The sequence below is a fragment of the Virgibacillus sp. 7505 genome, from assembly GCF_002272135.1.
Taxonomy (GTDB): Bacteria; Bacillota; Bacilli; order Bacillales; family Amphibacillaceae; genus Terribacillus.
On the sequence record NZ_NPBF01000026.1, the window covers coordinates 84,196 to 90,222 of the forward strand.

A 6,027-nucleotide genomic window follows, 5' to 3' on the forward strand; every position below is an offset into this window, starting at 1 on the left:
TTGTCGAAGTATTATGGCAACAATTTACAATCTCTTCATTGATCCTTAATACATAAATTCTAGAATGAATGCGGGGAGACAATCCCGATAAAAGATAGGGGGAGCTATATGAAGCGTTCATATCGGATGGCTGCTGGTCTCAGCGCATGTTTGCTGCTTATGCAGACAGTTGTACCCGCATCCATTCCAGCCGTAAATGCAGAGGAAAAGATTCGGGAAGAAATGGTTTCTATTACAGAAGTCTACGGCAGCGAGAAACAAGGTGCTGATGGTTTATCTTTTATCGAAGTACATAATGGAACAAAAGAAGCGAAATCCTGGAAGGATCTTAACATCATATACACAACCGACCAGGAGCAAAAACTTACAGTTCAAGAACAAGAGGAGCAAATTCCGGCAGACGGCTATGCAGTACTTGCTCTGGACAAAGAGGCAACCGCCGAAGCTTTCAACAGTCATTTCGGTACGGAATTGACAGACGCAGCATTCACCACCGTGACAGACCCCTACATATTCACAGACGATGAACAGCAGCTTTCCATAACTGATACAACGAACGAGCAGACCTCCGTTTCTGTTTTCCATTTCCAAGACGTGGAGAAGGCAGAAAGTATCCACTTTGCTAATAATCAAGAGACACCCACCATCCTGGCAGCACCATCACCAGGATCCGAAAAGATAGAGCAAGCTGAACAGGAAGAAAAAGTGGAAGACTCGGAGCAGGATTCCCCTGAGGAAGATGTGAAGGAAGCACCTGCTGCAGAAGGACAAGAGTCTGATCCAGCGCCTGAATCAGAGACGAAGGACCAGGTACAAGAAGAACAAGCTGATGCTGAAGCTAAGGAACAGCCAGCTGAAGAGACCGAAGAGCAGACTGAAAAAGGTGAACAAGAGATAGCAGCAGAAACGGATGAACCAGCCCAGGAGGAACAACCTGAGCAGCCTGCACTCGTTCATGAAGCGATTTCCAATGCCGAGAGCAGCCAGGATCTTACTATCACTGCATCTATTGAAAACGGAAACGCAGATTCCGCAGTACTTACATATGTTACTGCTCCTGGAATGACCGAACGGAAGGTCGACATGACAGACAAAGGTGATGGCAATTGGGAAGCTGTCGTTTCGAAAGAGGTGCTATGGAGTCCGACGTTCCAATACAGCATTGATGTGGTCAGTGGAGATGCACCGCTCCGCTTTCCTGAAAGTGGATTTCAGAGCATACAAGTAGCAGTTGCCGAGCCTGATCCGCAGACACAGCCGCCCGTCCTTATCACGGAAATCGTTCCAGACAGTGATAATATCAGCGGTGCTGATGCGTATGAATTCATCGAGGTTTATAACAACTCCGATCAATCGATGGATTTGAAGGATTATAAACTTTCCTATCAATATCCTGATGGAAGGCAGACAGATTGGGATATCGATCAATCTGTCACATTGGAGCCAAAGGGTAAGGTTGTCATCTGGATCAAGAATGGTGCGAACCAGTCACTTGGGCTAGCTGATTTTAACAGCCATTATCAGACTGATTTGTCAGAAGACCAAATAATCGAAATGAACAATGATGGAATGGCAAATGGATCCGCTCGTACCATTGCATTCCAAACCGACAGCGGAGCACAGCTTGCAGCAGCAAGCTACAATGACTCGGAAGGAATCGATGATACGTTTCCGAATCAAGGAATCACGTACCAAGCTTCCGGTACCGCGCAAATGAAGAAGGTGGGATTGCAGCTGAACGCTTCACCTGGCACTTTGATTGATGGACAAGTTCCAGCAGAAACCGTCAAGGTCGAAAAAGATGAAACAGCTCCGGAAATTAGTCATGAACCGGTGAAAACAGTTACCATTCCTGCACCGCTTCAAATTGAAGCTGCCATAAAAGAAGAGAATTTCATTCAGCATGTGACGCTTTATATCAAAAAAGAGGGCACGGATGAATTCGAGCAATATAGCATGCAGCACACAGGAGAACTATATAAAGCTGAAATTCCTACTGCTGACCTGGAAGCAGGAACGCTGGAATATTATATTGAAACATCCGATGGTTTCAACAGTTCCAAAACAGATACTTTTAAAGTGGAAGTGAAAAAGCCGGATACTGATTTTTCTGTGCTCCCTTCTTTATTAGTAACAGAATTGGTGCCCGATTCTTCTAATGTAAATGGAGCGGACGGATTTGAATTCATCGAGGTTTACAACAATACGACAGCTCCGGTCGATATGCAGGATTATGATTTGACTTATGTATATCCGGATACGAGAGTGACCGCTTGGAAGCCGGACGAAAGCCCAGTCATCCAGCCTGGGGAGACTGCTGTATTCTGGATTATCAACGGTTCCAATAATGATTTGACTGCTGATGATTTTAATAATAATTACAGCACGAATTTAACCCTCGGTGAAAACTTGTTCAAAGTACAGTCGGGCGGGATGGCAAATGGCGACCAGCGAGGAATCGGTGTAGCAACAAAGACTGGAAGTACAATTGCGATGGCAACATATAACGAGGTGTCAGGCGTCAAAGACACTGTTGCCAATATGGGAATCAACTTCAAGTATCCGCTTGATGGCTCGACAAATATGTTGAAGCTGAATGCTGGTACCATACTGGGTACTCCTGGAACTGTAACTTCTGACCAAGTTCACGGTGAACCTATTCAAGTGGAAGAAGATAGCGTTGCACCAGAAGTGAGGGATCTGACGGACAAAGATACCATCAATCAAACAGAAGATCTGCAGATCTCTGCTGAAGCATCTGATGATAAAGGTGTCAAACGTGTATCCATATTCTATCGTACTGATGACACCACTGATTACAAGAGAGTTGATTTAACCAAGAACGAACAGACAGGCTACTACCATCATACGGTTTACACACCAGAGCTGATTGCAAAGGACTATGTGGAATATTACGTGGCTGCAACAGATGGTTTCAATGAAACAAAAACAGAAACAAAGCGTGTCAGTATTGAACGCGATCAAAAAGAATCCAGCCCGCGTTTGAATGTGGAGGAAGGACAGCTCATTTCTGGAACATATAAGCTAAAAGCGACTTCTGATAACGCAGGTCAGGAAACAGCATTGCTTATTGACGGAAAAGAAGTTGAGCAGACAGACAAAGCATTGGAAACAGAAGCTTATTTCGCATTTGATGTGAATGGAATCAATACGTATTTCCAAAATGCAGTTGTACAAGATGGGGAAGTGCTGCGTATATTCGATGACTGGATCGATACGTACACGACAATTACTGTTCCGGTTGACCCCGATACGCTGAAGGAAGGAAAGAATACAATCAGTATCCATGCCGGAAACAAAGCCTCTCCTTTCCAGCTTGAATCTCCGGAAAACCGGGATGACTTTGATGCGAAGAATGTCCGACTTGTTTTAGGGGATGGAACTGTCTTGTATGATCCGGCGTTTGCAGATCCAAATCAAGTAATTGATATTGGAGATAACGGTAATTATCGTCCGGTTCAAGACTTTACTTTCACCATCCAGCCCGAGAAATTCCAGGCAAATGCATATGAATGGGATACGACGAAAACAGAAGATGGTACACACACGATTGAAGCTAAGGATGGAAAAGCATCTGACAAAGTTTCCGTGACTGTTGACAATACTGTGCCAGTCATTGAAACAGCAATGGAAGACGGAAAATCGTATAAAGGACCATTCACGATTGATGCCAGTGCAGAAGATGCTTTGAGCGGTCTTGATAGCCTAACTGCAGAACTTGATGGAGAAGAAATTCAGCTTCCTTATGAGACTTCATCTGCAGCCTTAGCTGCTGGCGATCATCAGCTTCTGCTGCGTGCGGTTGATAAAGCTGGAAATGAAGAGGTTCGTACAATTAATTTCTCTACTCCTGAAGAGCAGCCTGTAGCTCCAGAATTGATCAAACCGGAAGATGAAGCGGGTAATGTCGGGAAAAATCCGGAGCTTGAAGTCAAAGTGACAGATCCTACCGGAGATGATATGGACGTTACTTTCTATCAAGGACATAAATATAAAGTCAGCCAAGATAGTGAAATCAAAGCGTACAAGAATGCAGCAGATTACGAGCCGCCATCTGACTACGCGCCAGACGGGGAAGAAGCATTCAGCAGCGAGGATATCGATAAGGTTGCGGATGTAGATGACAAGTATTTAATTAACGACAGTGAGACGCAGTTCCCTTACCATCGATTTGAGGTTCCTGTTTCCAAGGATGTTGACGAAAAGAATGTCGTCGAAGTCAATTGGAGCGGTAATTCCCTGCCAGGACGCAAGGTTTCCATGTATGCGTGGAATCATCAGGAAGAAGACTGGCAGCTGATTGATTATAAGGTAGCAGGAGATGAGGACTTCGATTTGCAAGGATCCGTAAATGTCGATGCCTTTGTAAAAGACTACAAGATCAATGTCCTGATTCAAGATGAAATTGCAATTGAAGATGAAGATTATGATTATAGTTTCGTCTGGATGTCTGATACGCAGTATTATTCCGAGAGTTATCCGCATATTTACAACGAACAAGTGAATTGGATAGCTGAAAACAAAGACAAACTTAATATTGATTATGTAATGCATACTGGTGATTTGGTGAACTTCTCGGATCAGGAATATCAATGGGAAGTCGCAGATAAGGCGATGCAAGTATTGGATGACGCAGGGGTCCCTTACGGCGTCTTGGCCGGGAACCATGATGTGGAGCAGAAGAGTAATGACTATACTGATTACTACCGTTATTTCGGAGAGGATCGTTTCAAAGATAAACCTTGGTACGGCGGTTCTTATAAGAATAACAGAGGACATTATGATCTGATCTCCTCTAATGGTAATGACTATATTATGGTCTATCTTGGCTGGGGCATAGATGATGAGGGTATTGCATGGGCGGATGAGGTTCTTAAAGCACATCCGGATCGGAAGGCGATTCTGAACTTCCATGAATATTTGCTGTCATCTGGAAACCGTCATCCAGTGGGTGAAAAGCTCTATCAGGAGCTTGTTCTGGATAATGAAAATGTGTTCGCTGTTCTATGTGGCCACTATCATGCTGCAGACATGCTCGTGGATGAAATTGATGACGATGGCGATGGTGTAACCGATCGCAAAGTCTATCAAATGCTTGCCGATTACCAGGCAGGTCCTGAAGGCGGTCAAGGTTATATGCGCATCTTGCTCTTTGATGCAGAAACAGATCAAATCAAAGTAAAAACATACTCCCCATATATGGATGATTACAACTATTATGATGAGGATGAATTCCCGGGAACGGACGAGTTCTCTATCGGGCTTGAATTGGATGCCCAAAAGAAACGTGTAGCTACTAACTATGTAGAAGTGAATGTATTCGGCACGAAGGAAATAGGGAAAGCGGAAAATGTTAAAAGCGGAGAAACTGCTTCTGTTACATGGGATGGGTTGACCTCTGACCATGAATATGCCTGGTATGCTGTCGCAGAGGATGCGCATGGCGGGAAGACGAAGTCCGATCTTTGGACGTTCACTACTGGCGGGGGAGCGCCTGCCCCTGGAGACAATGGGAACGAACCGCCTGCAGAAAATCCACCAGGAGATGATGGAGACAGCGGGCAAGAAGATCCGATAATCGGCGGTGGAGAGAATCCACCTGAAGATACCGGTGGGAAACCTGACGCGAACAGTCAAAATGGAAATACGAATCTACCAGTGAATCAAACACAGCCTTCGGGTGACAATACAGCGAAGAATGTATCACCTGTACCTGCAGATTCTAAAAAAGCGACACCATTCGGCGGGATTCTCCCTGATACTGCAAGTCAGCTGTTTAATTATTTGTTGGCTGGCGCTGCACTGCTTCTATTAGGCGGAACCTTGTATTGGTTTAATAAAAGAAGAACAGCAAACAAATAAAGTTGGAGGATAAATGGAAAATAACTATCCATTTATCCTTTTTTTAATTTAAAAAAGCAAGGTTTTTTTCTTGCTGAAACAAAAATGTAAAAACGCTTTCAAAATGATGATATTTATGAAAGGTATTAATATAAACCCTTATAT

At 44.1% G+C, this 6,027-nt stretch carries 1 protein-coding gene; it reads left to right on the forward strand.

Going from position 1 to position 6,027, the window contains the following annotated elements; translation table 11 throughout:
• Positions 1–108 precede the first annotated feature (108 nt).
• Positions 109–5,883: a lamin tail domain-containing metallophosphoesterase family protein gene (locus tag CHH91_RS12020; RefSeq protein WP_095223695.1), complete on the forward strand. Its 5,775-nt coding sequence runs from the start codon at positions 109–111 to the stop codon at positions 5,881–5,883.
• Positions 5,884–6,027: the final 144 nt, after the last annotated feature.

Bases quoted from the DNA above. Each gene is read 5' to 3' on its own strand.
- CHH91_RS12020 (WP_095223695.1), top strand. From the start codon at position 109: ATGAAGCGTTCATATCGGATGGCTGCTGGTCTCAGCGCATGTTTGCTG.